The sequence below is a fragment of the Halobium salinum genome, from assembly GCF_026586625.1.
GTDB classification, from domain to species: domain Archaea; phylum Halobacteriota; class Halobacteria; order Halobacteriales; family Haloferacaceae; genus Halobium; species Halobium salinum.
Window position 1 is genome coordinate 1 of the sequence record NZ_JAODIW010000010.1, and the last position, 21,666, is coordinate 21,666.

General features: G+C 69.6%; 22 protein-coding genes. 8 read left to right on the plus strand and 14 right to left on the minus strand.

Annotated elements, in window-relative coordinates:
• Window positions 1-83: 83 nt before the first annotated feature.
• From N5095_RS18650 to N5095_RS18660, 3 genes are all read right to left on the minus strand, one after another.
• Window positions 84-1,703 (minus strand): GMC family oxidoreductase, encoded by a 1,620-nt coding sequence (locus tag N5095_RS18650; RefSeq protein WP_267624680.1) that lies wholly within the window; start codon window positions 1,701-1,703, stop codon window positions 84-86.
• The gene (locus N5095_RS18655; protein WP_267624681.1) at window positions 1,696-2,289 is read right to left on the minus strand and encodes a gluconate 2-dehydrogenase subunit 3 family protein; all 594 of its coding nucleotides are present in this window, start codon (window positions 2,287-2,289) and stop codon (window positions 1,696-1,698) included. The genes N5095_RS18650 and N5095_RS18655 overlap by 8 nt, the downstream gene beginning before the upstream one ends.
• 231 nt (window positions 2,290-2,520) lie before the next feature.
• Window positions 2,521-2,844: a hypothetical protein gene (locus N5095_RS18660; protein ID WP_267624682.1), complete on the minus strand. Its 324-nt coding sequence runs from the start codon at window positions 2,842-2,844 to the stop codon at window positions 2,521-2,523.
• 122 nt (window positions 2,845-2,966) lie between these two features.
• On the opposite strand from N5095_RS18660, the gene N5095_RS18665 reads away from it, so the two are divergent.
• From N5095_RS18665 to N5095_RS18675, 3 genes are all read left to right on the plus strand, one after another.
• The gene (locus tag N5095_RS18665) at window positions 2,967-3,698 is read left to right on the plus strand and encodes a fumarylacetoacetate hydrolase family protein (protein ID WP_267624683.1); all 732 of its coding nucleotides are present in this window, start codon (window positions 2,967-2,969) and stop codon (window positions 3,696-3,698) included.
• Window positions 3,699-3,801: 103 nt separating this feature from the next.
• Window positions 3,802-4,521: a metal-dependent hydrolase gene (locus tag N5095_RS18670; protein ID WP_267624684.1), complete on the plus strand. Its 720-nt coding sequence runs from the start codon at window positions 3,802-3,804 to the stop codon at window positions 4,519-4,521.
• 115 nt (window positions 4,522-4,636) lie between these two features.
• Window positions 4,637-5,029, plus strand: coding sequence for an OsmC family protein (locus tag N5095_RS18675; RefSeq protein ID WP_267624685.1), 393 nt, complete (start codon window positions 4,637-4,639; stop codon window positions 5,027-5,029).
• 86 nt (window positions 5,030-5,115) lie between these two features.
• Here N5095_RS18675 and N5095_RS18680 read toward each other — a convergent pair whose 3' ends face one another.
• Window positions 5,116-5,250, minus strand: coding sequence for a hypothetical protein (locus N5095_RS18680; RefSeq protein ID WP_267624686.1), 135 nt, complete (start codon window positions 5,248-5,250; stop codon window positions 5,116-5,118).
• A gap of 124 nt (window positions 5,251-5,374) precedes the next feature.
• On the opposite strand from N5095_RS18680, the gene N5095_RS18685 reads away from it, so the two are divergent.
• Complete coding sequence (locus tag N5095_RS18685; protein ID WP_267624687.1) at window positions 5,375-6,229, plus strand: alpha/beta fold hydrolase; 855 nt, start codon at window positions 5,375-5,377, stop codon at window positions 6,227-6,229.
• Between the two features lie 255 nt (window positions 6,230-6,484).
• Here the strand turns inward: N5095_RS18685 and N5095_RS18690 are convergent, their stop codons facing one another.
• The 7 genes from N5095_RS18690 to N5095_RS18720 all read right to left on the minus strand — a co-directional run bounded on the left by N5095_RS18690 (window position 6,485) and on the right by N5095_RS18720 (window position 14,048).
• A complete protein-coding gene (locus tag N5095_RS18690; RefSeq protein WP_267624688.1) occupies window positions 6,485-7,084 on the minus strand; it encodes a DJ-1/PfpI family protein in 600 nt (199 codons plus the stop codon).
• Window positions 7,085-7,160: 76 nt separating this feature from the next.
• Window positions 7,161-8,096, minus strand: coding sequence for an alkaline phosphatase family protein (locus N5095_RS18695; protein WP_267624689.1), 936 nt, complete (start codon window positions 8,094-8,096; stop codon window positions 7,161-7,163).
• Window positions 8,093-9,001: an alkaline phosphatase family protein gene (locus N5095_RS18700; protein WP_267624690.1), complete on the minus strand. Its 909-nt coding sequence runs from the start codon at window positions 8,999-9,001 to the stop codon at window positions 8,093-8,095. The genes N5095_RS18695 and N5095_RS18700 overlap by 4 nt, the downstream gene beginning before the upstream one ends.
• On the minus strand, window positions 8,998-10,101 hold the full coding sequence (locus N5095_RS18705) for a sulfatase-like hydrolase/transferase (protein WP_267624691.1): 1,104 nt from the start codon (window positions 10,099-10,101) through the stop codon (window positions 8,998-9,000). Before N5095_RS18705 ends, N5095_RS18700 begins: the two co-directional genes overlap by 4 nt.
• A gap of 13 nt (window positions 10,102-10,114) precedes the next feature.
• On the minus strand, window positions 10,115-11,530 hold the full coding sequence (locus N5095_RS18710) for a sulfatase-like hydrolase/transferase (protein ID WP_267624692.1): 1,416 nt from the start codon (window positions 11,528-11,530) through the stop codon (window positions 10,115-10,117).
• Window positions 11,531-11,618: 88 nt separating this feature from the next.
• Window positions 11,619-12,842 (minus strand): glycosyltransferase, encoded by a 1,224-nt coding sequence (locus N5095_RS18715; protein WP_267624693.1) that lies wholly within the window; start codon window positions 12,840-12,842, stop codon window positions 11,619-11,621.
• A 60-nt stretch (window positions 12,843-12,902) separates the two neighbouring features.
• Window positions 12,903-14,048 (minus strand): glycosyltransferase, encoded by a 1,146-nt coding sequence (locus tag N5095_RS18720; protein WP_267624694.1) that lies wholly within the window; start codon window positions 14,046-14,048, stop codon window positions 12,903-12,905.
• Between the two features lie 184 nt (window positions 14,049-14,232).
• On the opposite strand from N5095_RS18720, the gene aglJ reads away from it, so the two are divergent.
• Window positions 14,233-15,348, plus strand: a complete 1,116-nt coding sequence (gene aglJ, locus N5095_RS18725) for an S-layer glycoprotein N-glycosyltransferase AglJ (RefSeq protein ID WP_267624695.1) — start codon at window positions 14,233-14,235, stop codon at window positions 15,346-15,348.
• 103 nt (window positions 15,349-15,451) lie between these two features.
• On the opposite strand, the gene moaC is transcribed toward aglJ, so the two are convergent.
• Window positions 15,452-15,967 carry a cyclic pyranopterin monophosphate synthase MoaC gene (gene moaC, locus N5095_RS18730; protein ID WP_267624696.1) on the minus strand — a complete coding sequence of 172 codons (516 nt, stop codon included), beginning with the start codon at window positions 15,965-15,967 and terminating at the stop codon, window positions 15,452-15,454.
• Window positions 15,968-15,993: 26 nt separating this feature from the next.
• Complete coding sequence (uvsE, locus tag N5095_RS18735) at window positions 15,994-16,932, minus strand: UV DNA damage repair endonuclease UvsE (protein ID WP_267624697.1); 939 nt, start codon at window positions 16,930-16,932, stop codon at window positions 15,994-15,996.
• A 103-nt stretch (window positions 16,933-17,035) separates the two neighbouring features.
• Here uvsE and N5095_RS18740 point away from each other — a divergent pair, with 103 nt between their 5' ends.
• Window positions 17,036-17,968: a hypothetical protein gene (locus N5095_RS18740; RefSeq protein WP_267624698.1), complete on the plus strand. Its 933-nt coding sequence runs from the start codon at window positions 17,036-17,038 to the stop codon at window positions 17,966-17,968.
• A gap of 32 nt (window positions 17,969-18,000) precedes the next feature.
• Here the strand turns inward: N5095_RS18740 and N5095_RS18745 are convergent, their stop codons facing one another.
• Window positions 18,001-19,455 (minus strand): NAD(P)H-hydrate dehydratase, encoded by a 1,455-nt coding sequence (locus tag N5095_RS18745; protein ID WP_267624699.1) that lies wholly within the window; start codon window positions 19,453-19,455, stop codon window positions 18,001-18,003.
• A 223-nt stretch (window positions 19,456-19,678) separates the two neighbouring features.
• Between N5095_RS18745 and N5095_RS18750 the strand changes: the two genes are divergently transcribed.
• Both N5095_RS18750 and N5095_RS18755 read left to right on the plus strand, forming a co-directional pair.
• Window positions 19,679-20,125 (plus strand): DUF6653 family protein, encoded by a 447-nt coding sequence (locus tag N5095_RS18750; RefSeq protein ID WP_267624700.1) that lies wholly within the window; start codon window positions 19,679-19,681, stop codon window positions 20,123-20,125.
• Window positions 20,126-20,257: 132 nt separating this feature from the next.
• Window positions 20,258-21,616, plus strand: a complete 1,359-nt coding sequence (locus N5095_RS18755; RefSeq protein WP_390203721.1) for a hemolysin family protein — start codon at window positions 20,258-20,260, stop codon at window positions 21,614-21,616.
• The last annotated feature ends 50 nt before the right edge of the window (window positions 21,617-21,666 follow it).

Consider the following 21,666-nt stretch of genomic DNA (forward strand, 5'->3'; position numbering starts at 1 on the left):
CCTGAAACCGCTGAAAACTGGCTCCAAGCGTTCGCTGCCTGGTTCAATTCTCCAAACTAAACACGACCGTGTGGGAAGCCCCCTCACTCGGACAGCTCGGCGTCGAGTGCGTCCGCGGCCCGGAGCGACAGCGCTCCGATGGTCAGTGTCGGATTCATCGCGCCGCCGGTCGGAAAGACGCCGCTGCCGACGAGCCAGCAGTTCTCGAGGTCGTGGCTCCGACAGTCGGGGTCGACGACGCTCGCGGACGGGTCCGTCCCCATCCGCGTCGTCCCCATGTGGTGGAACGCCGGGCCGGTGTTCCCGGGGCCGACCGCCCACTCCACGTCGACGCCGAGTTCCTCCAGAACCGCGCGCTGGACCTCGTTGGCGCGTTCGAGCGCCTGCTTCGTCCGGTCGCCGACCGACCAGTGCACTTCGGGGACTGGATTGCCGTGGTCGTCCGTCGTCGACCTGTCGAGGCCGACGTAGTTCTCCTCGCGGGGGAGCTGTTCGACCAGCGCGCCCATGGCGATGTGAGTGCCGTAGGCGTCCTTCAGCCGGCCGAGTAGCTCGTCGCCCCAGGTGTCGGCCCGGACAGCCTCCATCACCGGGGAGGGGCCGGCGTAGTTGAGGAACTCCATTTTCATCCCCTCGACGGGGGTCTCGTCGTCGTAGAACTGGTGGGTCTCGCTGGTGTTGAAGCCGACGTGTTTCTGACGGGTCGGGGCGTCGTAGCGCCCGCCCATCCCGGCGTAGCAGTGGTCCATGAAGAACCGACCCACGAGACCGGAGGAGTTGGCGAGGCCGTCGGGGTACTGTGGCGACTCGGAGAGCAACAACAGTCGAGGCGTCTCCACCCCGCCGGCGGCGACGACGAACTGCTCGGCACGCTGTCGGTGCTCCGTTCCGTCCGGCGTGGCGTAGACCGCGGCCTCGACGCGCTCGCCCGAGTCGTCGTGTTCGAGACGCTGGACCGGCGCGCGGTCGACGACGCGGGCGCCCGCCGCCTCCGCCTTCCCGACGTGAGACTCGGCGGTGTACTTCGCACCGGAGGGACAGACGGGCTTGCAGGTGCCATACCCCACGCAGGGCGAGCGACCGTCGTACGGCTCGGAGTTGCGGGCGTTCGGTACGGAGTGCATGTCGATTCCCAGCCGCTCGCAGGCCTCGGCGAAGATGGAGTCCGAGTGTGACGGCGGGAACGCCGGGAGCGGGTGGGGCTCCTCCCGCGGCGGCGCGTACGGGTTGTCCGAAGCGCCGGCGACGCCGAAGGCGCGCTCGGCCGCGGCGTAGTAGGGGCGGAGGTCGTCGTAGTCGATGGGCCAGTCGACGCCGACGCCGTGCCGCGACTGCATCTCGAAGTCGCGCTCGTGCAGCCGCATCACCATCCCCTGCCAGTGGAGACTGGTGCCGCCGACCCCCTTCACGCGGGCGGCGTTCAGCGGGTACGCCTGCTCACCCGTCGAGGCGAAGGCGTCGCGCTCGCCGCCCATCCCCCAGACGCTCCCCGTCCCCCGGATGTGGCGCTCCATGCGCTCCTCGCGGTCGTCCATCGAGAAGCGCGGGCCGGCTTCGAGCACCACCACGTCGCGGCCCCGGTCGGCGAGCCGGTGAGCGAGCAGCGCACCCGCCGGGCCGCTCCCGACGACACACACGTCTGCGTCCGGGGACGGCGTCCGGTCGACGCCGGCGGCTCCGGCGGTCCCGCTCTCGCTACCCATTCTCTCCCGACTCCGACATCGTCGCCTGCCGGTAGCTCGCCGTCCCGCCCGGGTGGCCGACCGGATTCTCGATGCCGACCAACTTCCCGCCCGTCGGCGAGGCGTAGAGGGCGAACAGCAGCTCTTCCACCACGTAGTGTCGGACCCGGTCGGTGAGCGTTCCGTCCGGGTCACCCTCGGCGCCGTCGACGCCGAGATTCCGCAACAGCCGGTCCCGGACGACCGGGTCGAGCGCGGCGAACCCGTCGCCGTGCCAGTCTCGGGCCGTGGCGTCGAGCGCCGCGGCGGTCTGCACCAGCCCGGTTCGGTAGACCTCGCGGTCCTCGACTCGGCCCACGACGTACGCCTCGACGAACTCCCGGTGACCCGTCACCGACGAGGGGAAGACGACCTCCGCGGCGGCCGTCATCGTCGCGAGCGTCCCCTCGTCGGGGCGGACGGCCACGGCGTCGTCCGTATCACCCCCCGCACTTCCGTCGCTCTCCTCACTGTGCTCCAGTCGGTCGGCCGTCGGTGCCGTACACCCCGCTGTCGACCCACCCAACGCGGCGAGCGCCGCGAGCGCATCCCGCCGAGTCAGCTCCATGGCCACGAATTAGGCCGACCTAAACTTAGGCGTTGTCGTTCGGTTTGCGGACGATTCGGGCGAGGGGACGGAATTCGGGGGTTTCGGGGTTCCTACCGGGGTCGGCCGACCGGTTCCGACGACGAACGGCTGTACGCGGTGACGTGGCGCGAGGGTGCGCCGTGGCCCCTCGGCGTGGTGGTCGCCGACAGCGGGGCCGTACTCTCGGGCCCCGGCGACGCCGTCCCCCGGTCAGGGGTTGTGGTCGGTGACCTCGATGATTTCTGCACCCTCGACGAACTCCTGTTCGCCGTCGATGACTATCTGAACCGTCACACCGGGCAGGTCGCGGGGCTCCTCCACGTCGGTCGGGACCGACAGGGAAGAGACGTTCTCGAAACTCCGGCTGCGTCGCTGGACGACCCGGTCGCCGAACGAGACCCGCTCCCACTCGCCCTCGGGACCGAGTTCGTCCTTGTCGAAGTACTCTTCGGTGTTCTGGGTGGTCTCGTCCTCGCCGTCGCGGACGGTCTCCTTGGCGTCGGTATCGCGGTACTGGTGTAGGTACACGAGCATGGGTGTTCGGCTACGGCGTGTCGGTTGGTAACGGTTGTTGCCGACGAGGTGGGAAAGCGGACGACGCGCTACCCCTCGCCGCATCGCCAAGAGCTAAGGCCGCCGCATCGGACCGTGTACACGTGTACCACGTTCGATTCCGCGACCCGGCAGGAGCCGTCCGACGAGGGGAGTGGACCGACGGGACCGTTCGATTCGCTGGGGTCGAGTACGGCCTCGACGAGGTCGACGTCCTCGCACCCGTCGAACCGTCGAAGATAGTCTGCATCGGGCGCAACTACGCCGACCACGCGGCCGAGCACGGCGCCGACGTGCCCGACCGTCCGATGCTGTTCCTCAAGGGGCCGAACACGGTCGCGAGCCACGGCGACACCGTCACACTACCGGCCGGGAAGGAGCAACTGGACTGGGAGGCGGAACTGGGAGTCGTCATCGGCGAGCAGTGCAAGGACGTCGACGCCGACGACGCGATGGACGTCGTCGCGGGGTTCACCTGCGTCAACGACCTCTCGAACCGCGACGACCAGCGCGAGGAGCAGAACTGGGTGCGCGGGAAGGCGTTCGACGGCGCCGCCCCGATGGGGCCGGTCGTCGCCGACCCGGAACACGTCCCCTCGGACGCCGCGGTCCGGCTCCGGGTGAACGGCGAGACGAAACAGGACGGCTCCCGCGACCAGATGGTGTTCGGCGTCGAGGAGCTCATCGCCGAGATTACGACCTACCTGACGCTCGAACCCGGCGACGTCATCGCGACGGGCACTCCGGAGGGCGTCGGCGGCCTCGCCGACGGCGACCGCGTCGAGGTCGACGTCGAGGGGATTCCGACGCTCGAACACGAGGTCCGGATTCCGTAGCGTCGAACGCGAGGTCCGGACTCGGTCGTGCCGTCACCGACTCCCGGTGGCGACTTCCCGGAGGCCAAGCTTCAGGTGTGTGACGCCTGTACTGGCGGGCGCAATGGAACTCACCTGGCACGGCCACTCGACCTGGCACGTCACCGTCGGCGACACCGACCTCCTCATCGACCCGTTCTTCGACAACCCGAAGACGTCGCTCTCGGCCGACGACGTGGACGACCCCGACTACCTCCTGCTCACCCACGGTCACGCCGACCACATCGGCGACGCGGGGGAGTTCGACGCCACGGTCGTCGCGACCCCCGAGGTCGCCTCCTTCGTCGAGGACGAGATGGGCCTCGACGAGGCGGTCGGCGGGATGGGGATGAACCTCGGCGGCACCGTCGAGTGCGGCGACGCCTACGTCACGATGCACCGCGCCGACCACACCAACGGCGCCAACACCGACTACGAGTACGACCTCGGCGCGCCCGCCGGCTTCGTCATCTCCGATACGAAGCCCACGCAGGCCTCCGACGAGGAGTCGACGACGTTCTACCACGCCGGCGACACCGGCCTGATGACGGAGATGCGCGAGGTAATCGGCCCGTACCTCGAACCGGACGCCGCCGCGCTCCCCATCGGCGACCACTTCACGATGGGGCCGTGGCAGGCCGCCATCGCCGTCGACTGGCTGAACGTCGACCACGCGTTCCCGATGCACTACGACACGTTCCCGCCCATCGAGCAGGACCCGCAGGACTTCGCGAAGGAGGTCGACGCCGCGGGCGCCGGCGCCGAGGTCCACGTCCTCGACGGCGACGAGACGTTCGAACTCTGAACCGGACCGGGCCTCCGGGGGGCTACCCGGCACTCACCCGCCGCTTTCGACGACGGCAACGCCGTGGGCGGTAACAACGTTTAGGGCGCCAGCCGCCTTTGCAGCCGAACGCACTATGAGCGACATCGAGACGTCCACCGTCAGCGAGGAAGGGTACGCGAGCACCAGCCAGGTCGGCGACTTCGAACTGACCATCGACGCGACGAACGAGGAGGGGCCGACGCCCCAGCAGGTCCTCGTCGCGGACTACGCCGCCTGCTACCTGCCGGCGTTCCGCGTCGCGGCCAACAAGTCCGGCGTCGACGACCTCGGCAAGGTCCAGATCGACGCCGACGCCGACATGGACGACAACGACGACGTGCAGGCCATCCGCTTCACCATCCACACCGAGACCGAAATCGACGACGGGGACGAACTCGTCTCGAAGGCCGACGACATCTGCCACGTCCACGACTCGCTGCGCAGCGAGCTTCACGCCGAAGTCGACGTCAACGGCGGCGCGTTCTGAGAAGGGACCGCTCCGACGCCGGAGCCGGCACGCGACCGACCCCGATTTTCTTCGTCAGCCACGACCCACGACGGCCCCGAGCGGCGCTACTCGGGTCGGCGGTACCGACGGTACGTCATCGCCGTCCCGTTCATGATGACGACGTCCCGCTCCTCGGGGTCGTAGCTCGGCACCGCGGCGCGCTCGTCGCGGAAGACGTACTGCGTGTCACGTTCTTCCATACCACAGCTTGCGGTGGAGGGTACATAAAAGCCTCAGTCAGACACATGATACTATTGCGTACTGTCCCGGCGTCTGTCCACTCGACCGGCTGACCTTATCCTCTCGGCGAGCGTCGATACGCCCATGGCGACCGTGCGGACGAACGGAGTCGAGACGTACTACGAACGACGCGGCGAGGGGCCGCCGGTCGTGTTCGTCCACGGCGCGGTCGTCGACCACCATCAGTGGGAGCCGCAGGCCGAGGCCCTCGCCGACGAGTACACCACCTACGTCTACGACGTTCGGGGTCACGGGCGAACCGGCGGCTCCGACGAGGACAGCTACTCTATCGACCTGTTCGCGGCCGACCTCGACGCGTTCTGCACCGCGCTCGACATCGAGCGACCGGTCCTCTGTGGCACCTCGATGGGTGGGTGCATCGCGCAGGTGTACGCCGCCCGCCACCCCGACCGAGTGGCCGGCCTCGTCCTCGCCGACACCTTCACCCCGACGCTTCACGACTGGCGCGAGCGGGTGATGCGGTCGCTTGCGCTCCGGGCGACCGTCTATCCGGTCCGACTCCTCGGTTACGAGCGCACCGAGCGGTGGATGGTCCGGGCGTACGAACGCGTCTCGAAGGGGTCCAGCGGGGACTACGAGCAGGTCGAACGCATCCGGGAGCGGGGACCGAAGATGTCGACCGACGAGTTCGCCAAGGTGGTCCGAGCCGTCGGCCGGTTCCACGAGACGCGACTCGACCTCTCGGCGATTTCGGCGCCGACACTGGTGCTGTACGGCGAGAACGAACCCGGCGTCGCTCGACGCCACGTCAGGGCGTTCAGGGCGGCCATCGCGGACGTGACGGTCCGGGTGGTTCCCGGCGGCGGTCACGCCTCCAACATGGACGCCCCCGAGTTCGTCACCCGGGAACTCCGGACGTTCCTCGACCGGGTCGTGGCGGGAGATGCCGTCGACGCCGCGGGTAGCGGAAGCACGTAATCGTCCACACCGCCGCATCAGCGATTCGCGGGCGGACGGACTCGCCCGCGTCGTTGCGCTTCGAGGCTACATCTCCGCGTCAGCGGTTCGCGGGCAGACGGACTCGCCCGCGTCGTCGCGCTTCGAGGCTACATCTCCGCGGCGGCGCGTCGCGGCGCCCGAAGGCGCCGCGTGCGCGGTCGCTCCGGGCTAGTCGTCTCCCACACCACCGCGTCAGCGAGACGAGCACGCCTGAACGCGTGCTCGTCGTGGCGCTCAGTCGTCGCCGACCGCCACCTCTGGCTCCCCGTGCTCGACGGTCGTCCCGAGCACGTCGAGGAACGCCGAAATCCACTCGGCGTTGTCGCTCCAGTCGCGGGCGGTGACGAGGTTGCGGTCGGTGGTGACACCGTCGACCCACGAACAGCCGGCGGCCTCGACCTCGGCGCGGACCGCCGGATACGAACTCATCTCGTACCCCTCCAGCACGTCGGCCGCGGCCAGAATCTGTGGGCCGTGGCAGGTCGTCGCCACCGGCTTCTCGGCCTTGAAGAAGTGCCGAACCACGTCGAGCACCTCGTCGTAGGTGCGGAGGTACTCGGGGGCGCGCCCGCCGGGGACGACGAGGCCGTCGTAGTCGGCGGGGTCGACCTCGTCGAAGGTGGCGTTCAGCGTGAAGTCGTGGCCGCGCTCCTCGAGGTAGGTCTGGTCGCCGCGGAAGTCGTGGACCGCGGTCTTCACCGAGTCGCCCTCGGACTTCTCGGGACAGACGGCGTGGACCTCGTGACCCACCGCCTGTAGGGCCTGGAACGGAACCATAATCTCCGCGTCCTCGCCGAAGTCGCCGACGACCATCAGAAGCTTCTTTCCGGGCATAGCGGGTGAGAGGTGTTCCTGTCGCGTCGTAAACGTTTTTCAGGTAAATAGAACGGTCGTCCGCGACCGGGTCCCCTCAGAGGTAGCCGAGCGCGGAGAGCTTGTCCTCGACACCCTCCTCGGTCCCGCCGCGCTCGGGGCGCTCCAGTTCGGGCTCGTACTCGCCGTCGTCCCTCGCGCTAGTCTCGTACCACGGCACGTTCCTGAGGACCGGAATCGGCACCTTCGGGTGGCCGTAGACCCCCCACTCCCCCGCCGCGTTGCCGTGGTCGGCGGTGATGACGACCCGGTCGGCGTCGAGGCTCCGGAGGAGCAGTGCCACGTCGTCGAGCACGTACTCGAGGTTTCGGGCGTAACTTCGCCAGACGCGCTCGAAACTGAGCTCCCCCCGTCGGAGCTTCTCCCACGGGTCCTCCCATCCCTTCCCCTCTCCGAGCGTCTCTGCGTTCATCCCGCCGGTCAGCGGGTCCGGGACGGACGGGAAGTGTGGCTGCATGTAGTGGACTATCATCCGGTCGGGACCGAACTCGCGGTGGGTCGCGACGGCGCGGTCGGTGAGCGCCCGTGCCGGAATCGTCCCCCGTTCGTCGTCCCACCCGTACCGCCACACCTCGTCGAGCACGTGCAGGTCCGCCTCGCTCAACACGCGCTGGCTGAACGGGTTGCCGGTGACGTACGCCGTCTCACGCGCCGCCTCGCGGTGGTCCTCGTCGAAGGTTCGGGACAGCCACTCGATGGAGGAACTCCCCACCGAGACGAGTTCACCCGGCCGGTCGAGGAACGGGTAGCCACCGAGGGCCGCGACCTGCCGCAGCAGGTCGACCCGGCAGGCGTCCAGGACGAGCAGCACGTCCCACTCCCTGTCGAAGACGTTCTCCCCGCCGGGGTAGAACGGACTCAGGCGACGGAACCCGCCCAGGTACAGTTCGTACGCGCTCTCCCGACTCGCCGCGGCGACGCCCTCCTCGCGGAACCGCGTTCGCGTCTCGTCGACCCAGTCTCGGAGCGTCATTCGACGTACCCCAGGTCTCGCAGCTGTTCCATCGGCATCTCGACCCGGTCGTCCTCGTCGGGAGCGACGCCGCGGACGTGGCGGTCGACCCAGTCGGCCACGTCGTACACGTCGTCCGGGACGTCCTCGGTCGTCGCGCTGGCGTACGCCCGCCACGAGTGGCTCCCGGGTTTCTCGCCGGCGTCCGCGTCGAAAAACGCCGTCCGCATCCCGTGGTCCGAGAGGAGCAACAGGTCGTCGTCGGGGCCCAGTGCGGCCGCGACCTCGTCGACGAAACCGCCGACGCGCTCGTACACCTCGCGCAGTGCCGCCTCGTCGTCGGCATAGGCGTGGCCCGCGGCGTCGAGCGTGTGGACGTGGACGCCGGCGACGCTCACCTCGTGGTGCAGCATCTCCCGGGCCCAGCCGAACTGCTCGGCACAGAGACCGAGCAGGTCGCGCTCGAACTCGCGGCGGGAGATGTCCTTCGAGACGGCGACCATCAGGTCCCACGCTCGCTGGAGGTCCGCACCGTCGCCGACGCCCGGCCAGTTGCGCACGACGCCGCCCTCGCGGTCGAACACCGTCTTCCGGTCGGTGCGACCGACGCGTTCGCGTTCGCCGGTCGCTCTGCCGACGAGGTCTCCGAGTTGTCCGCGGCGGTTCTCGGGGAGCTTCGCCGAGAACTTCGAGGCGAACTCGAGGAGGGGGTTGTCCCACTCGCTCGTCCCCGACCCGGTGACGCCGTGTTCTTCCGGGTCGAGACCCGTGGCGACCGTGGCCCACACCTCCGGCGTGAACGGCTGGTCGCGGGCGTGAGCGAACGTCTGCACCTCGGTCGACGACGCCAACCGGAACGAGTCGAGGTCGAAGTGCTCGACCAGCCCCGCGTCGAGTGCGTCGAGTGCCAGAATCACCAGCGTCATGCGTACCCGAGGTCCTCCAGGTCCTCCATCAGTGCGTCGTCGAGGTCGACGCGTCCCGGCTCGAACCGCTCGTACTCGCGTTCGAGCGAGGGGTCCTCGGCCGACTCGTCGCTCCACAGCGTCCGCGTCCCCTCGGAGTTGACGATGTGATCGGCGTTGACGGCGGCCTTCTCGTCGCCGTACGTGGCGAACGCCACGTCCCGGTCGAGGGTGCCTTGGCCGTGTTCCTCCCCGCGGAGGACCGTCGGGACGTCGACGAGGGAGACCACGTCGCCGAGGTCGGGCGCGTTCCGCGTGCCGAAGGGGACGTTCAGGAGCTCCTCACGCATCACCCCCGGATGCCCCCACAGGTCGTCCTCGCCGAGCAGTTCGCCGTGGTCGGCACAGAACACGACACGTGCGTCGTCCGGGACGAACTCCCACAGCGGGGCGAGCTTCTCGTCGAGTTCCTCGACCTCGCGACGGTACAGCTCCCGGGTGAGCTCCTTCTCCGCCTCCGTCCCGCCGCCGCCGACGACGCGGCGGCTGACGGCCTGTGCCTCGGCGCGGCTCACGGGCGAGTCGTCCGGGTCGTAGGGGTGGTGTGGCTCCATCAGGTGGAGCCAGCCGAACCAGTCGTCCTCGTCCTCGACGTGCGTTCGGAACTCCTCGACGACGGCCTCGGCGCGTCGGAAGGATTTCGGCACCGAGCCGAACCGGGACTGGAGCTGCTGGTACTGGTTCCACCCCCACACGGCGGCCTTGTACGGGAGGGTCCCCTGCGTGAGGAAAATCGCCCCTTTGTCCTTCAGGGACTCGCCGCCGCCCTTCGGCGAGTGGAAGCGGTCGAACCCCTCGTCGTAGCCGTACTCGGCCGAGAGGAGGTGGTTCGTCGTGATGCCGACGGCCGGGCGGTCCATGTGGTTCGCGAGCGACGACCCCGGGTGGAGACCGGTGCCGTCGGGGTACTCCCCGCCGATGGTCGCCGGGAAGCTGCCCATCGTGGCGGTGCAAGCCGAGAACGCGCGGTCGTGGGTGGTGTCGAGGTACGACTCCGTCCTCGGCATGTGTTTCAGGTAATCGTATCGGAGCGAGTCGATGGTGACGAGTAGTCGTTTCATGCGTAGTCCAGTGTTACAGGTAACCGAGTTCCTTCAGGCGCTGCTGTGCGGCGTCGTCGATGTCGTCCGACGAGTCCCCGTCGCGCCCCGCCGTGAGGAGCGCGACCCAGTCGTCGAAGTCGACGCCCCACACGTCCGCCGGGGCGTCCTCGTCGACCGCCGCCTGCCAGGACGGGCCGTTCCCAACGTCCCAGACCCGCACGTCGCCGAGCGAGTCCCGGACGTACTTGCGGCGCTCGTGGCCGTCGTACACCGCGTGCTGGGCACGACGCCAGTAGTCCGCACGCTCGTCCGGAACGGACGCGGTGCTCGGGCCGGCAATCTCGGCCTCCGCGTGGTCGCGCGTGAACCCCGCGAGGGTGTCGCCGTCGCGGACGGCCTCGACGATTCCGCGCAGGTCGGCGTGGCTCGCGAGCCCCGGGACGGTCACGTCGTCGGCCTCGCGGGGGTCGATGACGTCGAAGGGGACGTGGAGCAGCGCCTCGGAGAGGCTCGACGTGTGGTGAATCATCCCCTCGTCGGCGGCGAAGCCGAGGTTCTCGCCGTGGTCGGCGGTGACGACGAACACCGTGTCGCGGCTCGTCTCGCGCTGAATCTCGTGGACCATCCCCGCGACGAGCCGGTCGAGGTACTCGACGCCCGCGCCGTACAGTTCGCGGATGGCGCGAACCTCCGACTCGTACCCCTCGCCGCCGGCCGCGATGACGTCCCAGACGTCGAAGTCGTGGTCGGTGAACGTCTTCGGCACCGAGTACAGCGAGTCGTCGAGGCCGCGGAAGGGGAGATGGGGGGAGTGTGCCTCCATCAGGTTCGCGAAGGCGAACACCGGCCGGTCCCGGTCGTCGGCGAGTTCGCGCTGTAACTCGCGGGCGATGGACTGGCCGCCGAAGTCGAGGGGTTTCGCGACCGGCAGCTTCTGGAACAGGTCGTCGGCTTTGAGCACCGCCCCGTTCAGCAGCGACTTCCAGGGGTTCTCGTGGGCCATCGCCTTCCGGAGGAACTCGCGGTGGGCCGCCAACCCGTCCTTCTCGGTACCGTCGATGTGCTCCTGGACGTCCATCCCCTCCGGGAACCACTTCGACCGGGAGATGGCGGTGAACGAGTCGAACAGCGTGTCGAAGCCGAACACCGGGCCCGCGTACACGTTCGCGGAGACGCCGACCCGCCGGTAGTCGGGGATGGCGTCGAACCAGGTCTCCGACTCGGGGACGGCCATCCGACGGTTCCACGAGTGGACGCCGTGCTCGCGGGGGAGTTCGCCGGTGAACATCGACGCGTGGCTCGGGACGCTCCACGAGGAGAGCGCACGCATCCCCTCGAACCGGGCCGTGGCGAGCGAGCGGAGTCGGTCCGCGTACTCGTCGTAGTAGTCCTTCCGCACCGTGTCCAGACAGAGGAGTACGATGTTCGGCGACGGCATGCTCGTCATACGCTCACCCCAGGTGTCGTCGGCCGGTCGCATAACGGTTCCCCACCCGTTCGACCGTCACACTCGCCGCATCGCGAGGTAACGCGGGTCACCCGCTCGGCTCCGGCGACGACGCGGGAGCGTCGGTCGCGGTCGCGGCCTCGTCTGTCGCGTCGTCCGCGGTGACCTCCCGAACGACCCGCCGCAACCCCGCCGCGAAGTGCTCGTAGGCGTACGGCTCGGCGCGCGCCTGGATGGCGTCGGCGTCGAAGTCCGCGGCGTCGAAGTCGCGGACCGTAGCGCGGACCGACTCGACGGTCGGGTCGAACAACAGTCCGGTGACCCCCTCCTCCACCTGGTAGCGCGTGAACCCCTCGTCCACGCCGAGAAGCGGCTTCCCGGCCGTCAGCGCCTCGGCGCCGACGAGGCCGAAGTCCTCCTGTTTCGGCGCGTAGACGACCGCCGTCGCGTTGGCGACCAGCGACTCGATGTCGTCGACGAAGCCGCGAATCTCGACGTTGTCGGCGGCGGCGGCGAGGCGCTCCAGTTTCTCGCGCTGCTCGCCGTCGCCGGCGACGACGAGTCGCTCGTCCAGCCCGGCGAACGCCTCCACGAGCAGGTCGATGCGCTTCTCGGGGGCGAGTCGCGACCACGTGACGAAGTAGCCGTCGTCGCCCTCGTTCCGCCAGTCGCCGGATATCGGCGGGTAGACGACCGTCGCGTCCTCGTCGTAGTAGCGACGGATGCGCGCGGCGATGAGTTCGCTGTTGGCGACGAACCGGTCGACGTAGTCGTTCGCCTCCTTGTCGAGGGCGCGCCACGCCTTCGCGTAGGCCCGGAGCGCGAAGCCGAGACCGGGGTAGTCGAGCCCGCCGATGCGGTCCCGGTAGAGGTCGTACAGCCAGCGCGGAGGGCTGTGTGGGTAGTGGACGACCTTCTGGTCCACCTCGGGGACGTACGACTTCGAGAGCGGGGCGCTCTCGAATATCACGTCGTAGTCGGACAGCGCCGGGTGGGCGTCGGTCATGTCGAGCGCGACGTTGAGCGTCTCGAGCGGGTTCATCCCCTCGTTCTTCCACTCGAGGAGCGCGCTCGTCGGCCCGGTGACGTACTTCGACTGCCGGATGGGGATGACGCGCACGTCGGACGGGATGTCGGTCCCGCGGGCGACGTACATCGTGTAGATGGGCGCGTCGAGGACGCGTGCGGCCTCGATGGCGAACTTCTCGCCGCCGCCGATTCCGGGGAACCGGTCGTGGAGGATGGCGATCGAGGTGGAGGACAGCGGCGGGTCGTCGCCCTCCGTCGACACGTCGGCGGGTTCGTCGGGCATTAGCGAGCCGTGTGCCCCCTGTACAAAAAAGCGTCCCGAAGTCGCCGACCGAACTGTCGGCTACTTGTACGCTTCTCGGAGCTCCTCGTCGACCTCCCAGATGGGGCCGCCCTCGCCGCGGAGGAGCTTCACGCTGGCCCAGAACAGCGACACCTGCGTGTCGAAGAGGGCGTACGCGGGCTGGAGGCTCCCGAGTCGGTCGCGCGAACCCAGCGCGACGAACCCGCCGAGGCCGAGGAGGAACGCCAGTCCGAGCGGCGGGAACGTCGTCAGGAAGCCGACCGTGAGCGAGCCGAGACCGAGCGCGAGCAGCCACGGCGAGAGCACCATGAACGCCCAGTTGAACGGGAGCACCACGAGCCCGTACAGGCCGAGCGACCGGTCGAAGACGGCGTCGCGGTGCTGGAAGAGGAGTCGGACGAGCCCCATCGCGCGGCGGTCCTTCTGGGAGCGGCGCTTCGAGAAGTCCGAGAAGGACGCCTCCTTGAACCGGATGGCGGGGTCGTAGACGACGCGGGCGCCACCCTTGCGAATCTTGAGCGCGAGTTCCGTGTCGTCGGCGATGGACTCGGGGTCGATGGGGACGACGCGGTCGTTCTCGAAGGCGGAGAAGGGGCCGTGGAAGATGAGCGTCGAGTCGAGGTGGGATTCGAGGGTCTGGACCATCCCCTGCATCCCGCGGTAGTCGGTCTCCACCTCGCTGCCGCCGAGCACCTCGGCGTTGCGTCCGGTGACGGCACCGACCTCGGGGTCGGCGAGGTTGGCGGCCGCCTCGCGCAACGCGTCCGGTGCGATGCGGGAGTCACAGTCGGTCTTGACGACCATCTCGTTCTCGGCGGCGGCGTAGGCGTCGTTGAGCGCGGCGGCGAGCCCGCGGCGTTCGCCCTCGCGGATGAGCGTGAGGGAGGGCGCGTCGCGGTCGGCGAAGAACGACTCGACGAGGTCCGGGGTGGCGTCGTCGCTCGAGTCGACGACGACGACCTCGACCTTCGCCATCGGGTAGTCGAGCGCGAGGAGGTCCTCGAGTTTGCTCTCGACGATGGACGCCTCGTTGTAGGTCGGCAAGACGATGCTGACGGTCGGTTCGTCGCGACGCTTGTCGGCGGGGGAGCCTTCGGGGGTCCAGAGGGCGTAGAGGCCGTAAAACAGCCCGAAGGGGACGCCCGCGAGGATGCAGGCGACGATGCCGACGAAGAGGAGGCTCATGCTCCGGGGTTCTCGGATGGGCGCCAAAGGTGGTTCGGTAGGAGACGCGACGAGTCGGTCAGTCACGGGCGGGTTCGCCGGCAGGTGCGTCGGCCGACGGCGCCGAGCGTCCGTCTGCCGGCGGAAATCGGGCACCGACGGCGAGCGGAAGCGCTTTTATATCTCGCCGAACCACGGACTCACAATGGACCGCGCCGACGTCTGTGTCCTCCTCCCCGCCTACAACGAGGCCGAGACCATCGCCGAGGTGGTGGACGGCTACCGGGACGCGGGGTTCACCGACATCCTCGTCATCGACGGCGACTCCGACGACGACACCCGCGCCATCGCGGCCGACCACGGCGCCGAGGTGGTCGTCCAGTCCGGCATCGGGAAGGGACAGGCCGTCCGCGAGGCCGTCTCGCAGTTCGTCGAGGCGCCGTACGTCCTCCTCGCGGACGCCGACGCGACCTACCGCCCGGAGGACGCCGAGGCGATGCTCGAGCCGCTGGAAGACGGGTACGAGCACGTCATCGGCGACCGCTTCGCCGACATGCGGCCCGGCGCGATGACGTTCCTCAACCGGGTCGGCAACCGCATCGTCAACCGGGCGTTCTACTTCATCCACCGCTACGACTACCGGGACATCCTCTCTGGCTACCGCGCGTTCACCCGCCGCTCCTTCGAGCGGATGACGCTCACCGCCGACGGGTTCGGCATCGAGACCGAGATGTCCGTCGAGTGCGCCAAGAAGAACATCCCGACGACGGTCGTCCCGATCACCTACAAGCCCCGCCCGAACGGCTCCAACACGAACCTCCGTCCGTTCCGCGACGGCGGCATCATCTTCCTCGAGCTGTACCGCCGCGCGAAGACCAACAACCCCCTCTTCTACTTCGGGAGCGCCGGCGTCATCTCCTCGCTGGTCGGCCTCCTGCTCGCCGCCTACGTCGGCTACGAGTGGTTCATCGCCTTCCCCCGGCGGAGCCACGAGGTGCTCGCCGTCGCCGCCGCAATGGCCCTCATCTTCGGCGTCCAGCTACTCATCTTCGGCGTGCTCTCGGACATGATAGCCTCCTTCCACCGCGAGCTGCTGAGCCGCATCAACGAGGTCGCCGACGCCGCCGGCGTCGAGGACCGCGGCCCCCGAAAGCTCCGACGGACCGGCCGACTCGACGTCGACGCGGGGACGGACGACGGGCCGAGGACCGCCCGTGGCACGGACGACGCCCCCGACGCCGACGACTCGCGCGAAGGCCCCGAACACCGGAGCAGACCGGAGGCCCCCGTCGCGACCGACGACGGTCCGAACGGCGACTGAGTGGGGCGACACCGGGCGGTGACCGTCTCTCGACTCCCCGCTACTCCCTCCGACCGCCGCTCTCGACGCCCTCGTACCCACCCACTCGGCCCGACGGTTCCGCTCACTCCACCCGTCGCTTCTCCTTCTCGACCACGCGGACGTTCCCGATTCGCGTGTTCGGGTACCCTCCCTCGCCGTCCTTCTCGACGGCCTTGACCATGTCCCAGACGACGCCGAGCCCCGTCGTCACGCCCTGAATCGCCTCCATCTCGCAGCCGGTCTTCCCGGTCGTCTCGACCACGACGGTGAGCGTTACCCGCTCGTCTGCGAGGTCGAAGTCGGTGTCGACGTTCGTGATGGGAATCTGGTGGCACATCGGCACCGTCTCCCAGGTGTGCTTGACCGCTTGAATCGCCCCGACGCGGGCGGTCGCGAGGACGTCCCCTTTGCCGACTTCGTCGTCTCGGATGGCGGCGACGGTCGACGACTGGAGTCGAATCTCGCCGCGGGCGACCGCCCGGCGGGCCGAGTCGGGCTTGTCGCCCACGTCGACCATCTGCACCTCGCCGGCGGCGTCGGTGTGGGTGAGGTCGGCGGCGCCGGTCGCGTTCCCCTCGGCCTCGGAGTCCTCGGTCATGGGTGAGTCTCCGCGGGCCGGCGTCTTCACTCTGGTCGTCCCGGCTCCCTCGCGCCGGCGGCTTCGGACTCCCGAAGCGCCAGCACCGCCCGCTCCTTGGCACCGGCTTCGAGCATCACGTCCGACTCGCGGGCGAGCCAGTCGGGCACGCTGGCCACGTACTCGGAGTGGGCCCCTGGCTTCGCGTCCGGGTCGTCGTGCAGGCGCGCCGGCTCGGAGTAGTGGGTGGCCGGTCGGACGCCGTCCGGCCACGTCCCGGCCGCGAGGGCGAACGCCTCCCGGTGACTCAACCCTCGGCTGGCGAACGTGTGGTGGTGGTAGTCGAACACGATGGGGACGCCGAGGGGGTCGCCGACCGCCTCGACGAGTTCCGGCACCGACCAGAGGCTCTCCGAATCGTCGTTCTCGACGGTCAGACGCTCACGGGCGGCCGGCGAGAGGCGCTCGACGGCGGCGCGGAACCGTTCACCCGTGGCCGACTTGTCGCCGTAGTGGGCGCCGATGTGGACGTTGATGCCGTAGTACGGCGACCGGTCGAGCCCCAGCAAATCGAGCCACGCGCCGTGGTTCTCCAGGTCGCGGAGGGAGTTCTCGACGGTGTCTTCGGACTCGCTCGCCAGTTTGACCCAGTGGCTCGGGTGGAAGGTCAGGCGCATCCCGTGCTCTCGGACGAACGCGCCGCAGTCCTCGGCCACCTCGCGGATTTCCTCGTAGTCGGGCAACTGCTCGAGGTCGTACTGTGAGTGCCACGGGACGAGGTCGGAGGTGCACCGGTAGAAGTCGATTCCGTGCTCGCGGTTCCACTCCAGAATCTCGCGGAGGTCCCTGAAATTCTGCAGCGTCAGTTCGGAGGCGTAGGGGAGGCCGCGCTCCTCCCACGTCCGCTCTCGCATCCCGCGGTTACAGCGAAGCGGCGGGTCGCGCTCGCGGAGCGTGCGGTTCATACAGACGTAACCGAGGGCCATTCGTGTCGGGGGAGGGGCCGGCCGCGGTTAGCCCGCACGGTCGCGGAACCCGGGACGTCGGTGTCACAAGAGCCTTCTCGGAGCCCCGACGAGGGGTGAGACGATGTCGCTCTCGACCCGCCTCCGGTTCGGGGTCGCCGCCGGCGTTCTCGCGCTCCTGGCGGCGACCGTCGCCCCGTTCCGTCTCACGCTCCAGGCGGACCTCGGCGGCCCGTTCGGAGCGGTCCCGCCGGCCGCGGTCGACCTGCTCTGCTTCCTTCTCGCCCCGGTGGCGGCGGCGCTCGTCGGCGCGAGACTGGGAGCGACCGGCGACCGCGTCCATCCGCCGGCCGTTACGGCTACGACGGTAGCGGCGGCGCTCGTCGGCGCCGCCCTCGGCACTCCGGTCGGACTCGCGGTGAGCTACCCCGTCGTGACCCTCGGACTTGTCGGTCCGGAGGTGGCGTGGTTGGCGGTCTCGCGCCCGACGGGGGGGTGGTACCTCCTCGCCGTCCTCTCGGTCGCGGTCGCCGTATCGGTCGGTATCGCCGCCGGTGCCGCAGTGGCCGCGCTCCGGGACGACCCGCCGACCGGACGGGACGGGCGGGACGGGGAAGACGACGGAGTCGGCGAACAGACGTCGAGCCGCGGGGTCGCCGTCACCGCCGCACTGGTGGGCCTCCTCGGGGCGGTCGCCGGGTTCGCGGTGCTCATGGAACCGGTGACGCTCCTCTTCACCGTCGGGTTGGTCGCCCAGTCGCCGGTGACGTACGGCCTGCTCGCGGAGGTCGTCGCCCCGCTCGCGGCGGTGGGTGTGGCTGTCGCCATCGGGAGCGCCCCGTCCGGCCGTCGGGCACTCGCGACGACAGCCGTCGCCGCCGCTGTCGGCGTGGCGGCCGGGGCCGCCGTCGCCGCCACGTTCGCCGTCGGCGTCGGCGACGTCGCCGCCCCGTTCGTCGGCACCATGCTGGAGCGGGCGGCGCTCGACGGGGTCGCGGCGGCGACGCTTCTGACGCTCGGGACGGTCGCCGGCGGCGGACTCTCCCGGGGCGGATAGCCGGAAGCAGAGCGACCTTCGCGAGTCCGTCGCTACCGCGTGTCATCGGCGAGGTCCGTATCGCGTCGCATCGCGTACGGCACCTCCTCGACCATGTCGCTGGCGACGAACCCGTTGCCGCGCTTCTCGTAGGCGAGGTCGCCCGCGCGACCGTTCACCCACGTCGCGGCGACGGCCGCGGTGAAGGGGTCGAGCGTCGCCCGAAACGAGGCGGTGATGCCCGTGAGGATGTCGCCGGTCCCGCCGACGGTCATCCCCGAATTGCCGACGCGGTTGACGACCACGCGGTCGCCGTCGCTCACGATGTCCTCCGGCCCCTTCGCGACGACGACGTGGCCCAACTCCTCGGCGAACCCCCGTACGTCCTCCGCGCGCTGGTCGCGCTCGTCGGCGGCGTCACAGCCCATCTCCTCCAGTTCGTGGCCGTTGGGCGTACAGACGAGGTCGGCGTCGGTGTCCACGTCCGGGATGGCGTGGAGCGCGTCGGCGTCGACGACGGCGTTGCCGTCGAACTGCTCGAAGAACTGCCGCACGGCCGCCAGCGTCTCCTCGTCCGTGCCGAGGCCGGGGCCGATGGCGACGGCGTGTTTCCCCTCCGCCAGGTCGAGCAGTTCGTCGACGTGTTCGGGTTTCAGGTGGTCGCCCGGCAGACCGCGGACCATCAGGTCCTCGCCGTAGGTCTGGAGGACGGTCTTCACCGACTCCGGCGTCGCGGTGTTCACGAGGTCCGCGCCGGCGCGAAACGCCGCTTCCGTCGACAGGGCGGGCGCGCCCGTGAACGGCCCGCCGCCGACGACGAGCACGTCCCCGTTCTGGCCCTTGTGGCTGTTCGGGTCGCGCGAGAGAAGCGAGAGGTAGCCCGGCCCGGTGAACCGTTCGGCGGCCTCCGGGATGCCGATGTCCGCCACGCGCACGTCGGCGTCGAGGGCCGAGAGGCCGGGCTTCTCGTCGTGGAACGTCACCACGTGGTCGGCGTCGACGGCGTTCCCTGCGGCCTCGCCGGTGTCGGCGTCGACGCCCGAGGGCACGTCGACGGCGACGACGGTCGCGTCGAGTTCGTTGATGCTCCCGGCCGCGGTCGCCTCCGGCTCACGCAGGTCGCCCGTGATGCCCGTCCCGAGCATCGCGTCGACGACCACGTCGGGGTCGCCGAGGTCGAGGTCACGGGAGTCCCGGACCGCCTCGGCGTCGATGTCGGTCTCTTTCAGGGCCGCCCAGTTCTCGCGGGCGATGTCCGTCGTAATCGACTCCTCGCGGCCGAGCAGGAGGACGCGCACGTCGTACCCTTCGAGGAACCGCGCGGCGGCGAAGGCGTCGCCGCCGTTGTTCCCCCGGCCGCAGACGAGCGTCACCGAGGACCCGGACTCCGCCACGTCGCGCACGACCCGGGCGACGGCGTTCCCGCTCGACTCCATCAGTTGTTTTCGGGGGACGCCGAGCGCCTCGGCGTTCTCGTCGACGACGCCCATCATCTTCGCCGAAATCATACGCGGGGGTTCGGCGGCCGGAAGAGTAAATCGTGGGGCCGGTTTCCGTAGTGACCGTCACGGACGGTGCCGATTTCCCCATCAGTTCCGAGGATGCCCCCGGAAGCCGGCCCTTTCCGAAGTCCCACCCTGCGACTTGTTGGTAGCCATCGTTCGGCCCCCGGTCGGGGTGTCGTTGGGGCCGGACCCGTCTTTTTGCCCGCGGCGGTCCTAGCTCCCGACAATGTCTAGCAAGAACCCGCTCCCCGAGGCGCTGTGGAACCGACACGCCAACCCCTGGAGCGGCTGGTCCCGGCTCCTCGCCGGACCGGCCATCCTCTACGCCGTCTACAGGCGCGACCCCCGACTCGTCGCGCTGGCGGTCGTCTGGACCGCGGTGAACCCCGTCCTCTTCCCCGAGCGCGAGGTCGACGCCGACGACTGGATGACCCGCGGTGTCAGGGCCGAGCAGGCGTGGCTCGACGGGGAGTTCGACGCCTCGGACCTCGTCTGGCTGAACTACGCGTCGGCGCCGGTGTGGTGTTACGCGCTGTACGCCGCCTACCGGGGCCGGGCGCGGTCGGCGGGGCTGTTCGGCGTCCTCGGGATTGCGACGAAGCTCCTGTTCGTCGACCGGCTGGCCCGACGCCACGCCGAGACGACCGCCGCGACGCCCGACACTCGGACCTGACAGGAGTCCGGCCGTCCAGCAGTTCGGCGGCTCGAAGCAGGTATCAACCGGGAACGACGTAGTAGAGGTGTGTACAGTGCCAGTGTCGCGTCGGCGCATCTCTCCCCCGCCCTCCCCTTGCAGTCCGAGCCGCTGATTTCGGCGGCCGGGCTGTTGTTCGCGCTCTTTCTCGTCTTCCTCAACGGGTTCTTCGTCGCCTCCGAGTTCGCGCTCGTGCGAATCCGACCGGCCCGCGTGAGCGCGCTCGTCGAGAGCGGTCGGCGGTCGGCGAAACTCGTCCAGACGGAGGTGCGAAACCTCGACGACTACCTCGCGGTGTGCCAACTGGGCATCACCCTCTCCTCGCTGGGGCTGGGATGGGTCGGCGAGCCGGCGGTCGCGGCTCTCATCGACCCGGTGCTCGGCGCCGTCCTCCCGGAGAGCCTCGTTCACCTCGTCGCCCTCGTACTCGGCTTCGGCTTCATCACGTTTCTCCACGTCGTCTTCGGCGAGTTGGCCCCGAAGACGGTCGCCATCCAGGAGGCAGAACGCATCGCCCTGCTGGTCGCGGCTCCGATGCGCTTTTTCTACATCCTGTTCAAGCCGGGCATCGTCGTGTTCAACGGGACGGCGAACTACTTCACCCGACTCGCGGGGATTTCGCCCGCCTCCGAGTCCGAAGAGAGCCACACCGAAGAGGAGATACGGCTCATCCTCGCGCGCTCACAGGAGGAAGGTCACGTCGACGTCGACGAGGTGGAGATGATAGAGGGCGTCTTCGAGCTGGGCGACACCGCCGTCCGCGAGATAATGATTCCGCGCCCCGACGTTGTGACGCTAGCGGCGGACGCGTCGCTCGCGGAGGTTCGCTCGCTCGCCGCCCACGAGAGCTACACGCGGTATCCGGTGCTCGACCGCGAGGGCAACGGCGGCGAACGGGTCGTCGGCTTCGTCCACGTGAAGGACCTGTTTCGCCTCGCGGAGCTCGGCGCCGCCGACGCCGAGGGGCTCACCGCCGCCGACGTCGCCCGCGAGGTGCTCGTCGTTCCCGAGAGCTACCGCGTCGACGGCCTCCTCTCCGACTTCCGGAAGCGCGAGGCGCCTATCGCCGTCGTCATCGACGAGTGGGGCGCCTTCGAGGGGATGGTGACCATCGAAGACACCCTCGAGGAGATAGTCGGCGACATCCGCGACGAGTTCGACCGCGAGGAGACCGAACCGGGCGTCGAACGCGTCGGCGACGGCGTCTACCTCGTCGACGGCAGTCTCGACCTCGGGACCGTGAACGAACGGGTCGGCTCCGCCTTCGAGAGCGCGGAGTTCGAGACCGTCGGCGGGCTCGTGTTGAGCCACCTCGGCCGACCCCCGGAGGTCGGGGACGCCTTCGACCTCGACGGCTACCGGCTCCGCGTGGACGCCGTCGACGGGGCGCGGGTCGAGACCGTCACCGTCAGCGAGGCCGGGAGCGAGCCACACGAGGCCGAAACCGGGGCCGGACCGGAACCCGAGTAGGTCGGACTCGAGTCGGTCGGACTGGCGTGGCTCGGGGTCCAGTCGGGAGC

Excerpts from the sequence above, each read along its gene's own strand:
- N5095_RS18690 (WP_267624688.1), bottom strand. The coding sequence starts at position 7,084 with ATGCCCGGAAAGAAGCTTCTGATGGTCGTCGGCGACTTCGGCGAGGAC.
- N5095_RS18670 (WP_267624684.1), top strand. The coding sequence starts at position 3,802 with ATGGAACTCACCTGGCACGGCCACTCGACCTGGCACGTCACCGTCGGC.
- N5095_RS18740 (WP_267624698.1), top strand. The coding sequence starts at position 17,036 with ATGTCGCTCTCGACCCGCCTCCGGTTCGGGGTCGCCGCCGGCGTTCTC.
- N5095_RS18750 (WP_267624700.1), top strand. The coding sequence starts at position 19,679 with ATGTCTAGCAAGAACCCGCTCCCCGAGGCGCTGTGGAACCGACACGCC.
- N5095_RS18675 (WP_267624685.1), top strand. The coding sequence starts at position 4,637 with ATGAGCGACATCGAGACGTCCACCGTCAGCGAGGAAGGGTACGCGAGC.
- N5095_RS18680 (WP_267624686.1), bottom strand. The coding sequence starts at position 5,250 with ATGGAAGAACGTGACACGCAGTACGTCTTCCGCGACGAGCGCGCCGCG.
- N5095_RS18720 (WP_267624694.1), bottom strand. The coding sequence starts at position 14,048 with ATGAGCCTCCTCTTCGTCGGCATCGTCGCCTGCATCCTCGCGGGCGTC.
- N5095_RS18745 (WP_267624699.1), bottom strand. The coding sequence starts at position 19,455 with ATGATTTCGGCGAAGATGATGGGCGTCGTCGACGAGAACGCCGAGGCG.
- uvsE (WP_267624697.1), bottom strand. The coding sequence starts at position 16,932 with ATGGCCCTCGGTTACGTCTGTATGAACCGCACGCTCCGCGAGCGCGAC.
- N5095_RS18715 (WP_267624693.1), bottom strand. The coding sequence starts at position 12,842 with ATGCCCGACGAACCCGCCGACGTGTCGACGGAGGGCGACGACCCGCCG.
- N5095_RS18700 (WP_267624690.1), bottom strand. The coding sequence starts at position 9,001 with ATGACGCTGGTGATTCTGGCACTCGACGCACTCGACGCGGGGCTGGTC.
- N5095_RS18685 (WP_267624687.1), top strand. The coding sequence starts at position 5,375 with ATGGCGACCGTGCGGACGAACGGAGTCGAGACGTACTACGAACGACGC.
- N5095_RS18705 (WP_267624691.1), bottom strand. The coding sequence starts at position 10,101 with ATGAAACGACTACTCGTCACCATCGACTCGCTCCGATACGATTACCTG.
- N5095_RS18655 (WP_267624681.1), bottom strand. The coding sequence starts at position 2,289 with ATGGAGCTGACTCGGCGGGATGCGCTCGCGGCGCTCGCCGCGTTGGGT.
- N5095_RS18710 (WP_267624692.1), bottom strand. The coding sequence starts at position 11,530 with ATGACGAGCATGCCGTCGCCGAACATCGTACTCCTCTGTCTGGACACG.
- N5095_RS18650 (WP_267624680.1), bottom strand. The coding sequence starts at position 1,703 with ATGGGTAGCGAGAGCGGGACCGCCGGAGCCGCCGGCGTCGACCGGACG.
- N5095_RS18660 (WP_267624682.1), bottom strand. The coding sequence starts at position 2,844 with ATGCTCGTGTACCTACACCAGTACCGCGATACCGACGCCAAGGAGACC.
- aglJ (WP_267624695.1), top strand. The coding sequence starts at position 14,233 with ATGGACCGCGCCGACGTCTGTGTCCTCCTCCCCGCCTACAACGAGGCC.
- moaC (WP_267624696.1), bottom strand. The coding sequence starts at position 15,967 with ATGACCGAGGACTCCGAGGCCGAGGGGAACGCGACCGGCGCCGCCGAC.
- N5095_RS18695 (WP_267624689.1), bottom strand. The coding sequence starts at position 8,096 with ATGACGCTCCGAGACTGGGTCGACGAGACGCGAACGCGGTTCCGCGAG.